The sequence below is a fragment of the Herminiimonas sp. genome (assembly GCF_030645555.1).
Classification (GTDB): Bacteria; Pseudomonadota; Gammaproteobacteria; order Burkholderiales; family Burkholderiaceae_D; genus Oxalicibacterium.
Genome location: NZ_JAUSME010000238.1, coordinates 1 through 1,177, shown reverse-complemented (window position 1 = coordinate 1,177; position 1,177 = coordinate 1). Strand labels below are relative to the sequence as shown.

Annotated in this window: 2 protein-coding genes; both read right to left on the bottom strand. The window is 59.3% G+C overall.

Annotated elements, in window-relative coordinates:
- A partial coding sequence (locus Q7T06_RS09320) for an NAD(P)/FAD-dependent oxidoreductase (protein WP_304783924.1) occupies positions 1-246 on the bottom strand: 246 nt, incomplete at its 3' end.
- Positions 247-330: 84 nt separating this feature from the next.
- Positions 331-1,110 carry a uroporphyrinogen-III C-methyltransferase gene (gene cobA, locus Q7T06_RS09315; protein ID WP_304783922.1) on the bottom strand — a complete coding sequence of 260 codons (780 nt, stop codon included), beginning with the start codon at positions 1,108-1,110 and terminating at the stop codon, positions 331-333.
- Positions 1,111-1,177: the final 67 nt, after the last annotated feature.

Sequence of the window (1,177 nt, the reverse complement as noted above, 5' to 3'; positions counted from 1 at the left end):
ATCCTGCGGCGTATAGCGCGACAAGGCACTTTTGCAGAAATGCGGGTTTTGCGAGAGGAAATTTTGCGGCGTCGCATCGAGATTGGTGAAGTTGCAGCGACCGCCGCCGGAGATGCGGATTTTCTCGGCGAGTTTTTCTGCATGGTCTATCAGCAGCACGCTCTTGCCGCGCTGCCCGGCAACGGCTGCACACATCATGCCGGCGGCACCGGCGCCGATTACGGCAACATCCACTTGTTTTGTCATGGCTAACCAGCGATAAAAGTAAGCCGTGATTGTAAGCGCAGCCGGGCCAGGCGGCGCGGCTGTTTTTCCACCCTTGCCTGATCCTTATGCGCTCAGTGTTTGCAACACGGTGTCGCGCAAGGTCTGGTCGCCAAACTGCGTGGCGCAGCGCACGACGTCGCCGATAACGATGATGGCTGGACTGCCTATCGTCGATGCCACCAGGGCAGCCGGCAATTCAGCCAGCGTCGTGATCAGTTGCGCCTGCGCCATGCCGGTTGCCGACTGGATCACGGCTACCGGTGTTGTACCGGCCTTGCCGCCGGCCAGCAAGGCCGCCTGGATTTCTGTGCAGCGGGCAACGCCCATATAGATCACCAGGGTCAGATTCAGTTTGGCCAGCGTCGCCCAGTCGGGATTGGTTTGCGCATTCTTGCCGTGGCCGGTAATGAAAATCGCGCCCTGGCTCCAGTCCCTATGCGTAAGCGGCACGCCTATCGACGCCGGCGCCGCCAAGCCACTGCTGATGCCGTTGATCACTTCGACTTCTATGCCGGCAGCCAGCATATGATCGCGCTCTTCGCCGCCACGACCGAAGATGAAAGGGTCGCCGCCCTTCAGGCGCACGACACAGCGTCCGGCTTGCGCTTCGGACAACATCAGGCGCTCTATGAATTCCTGCGGCGTTTGTTTGCAGCCGCCGCGTTTGCCGACGTTGACGATGCGCGCAGTAGACGGCGCATATTGCAATACCTCGGGATTGACCAGATCGTCGATCAGGATCACTTCTGCCCGCGCAATCGCCTTGACAGCCTTGATGGTCAGCAGGTCCGGATCGCCGGGACCTGCACCTACGAGAATAACCTTACCGAATTGCCGCTCCATCTGGTGCACCTTGTTTGCTTTGTAGATGTTTAGCTACAAGCAAACACTGTTCCACCTGCTCCGCAAT

Excerpts from the sequence above, each read along its gene's own strand:
- cobA (WP_304783922.1), bottom strand. The coding sequence starts at position 1,110 with ATGGAGCGGCAATTCGGTAAGGTTATTCTCGTAGGTGCAGGTCCCGGC.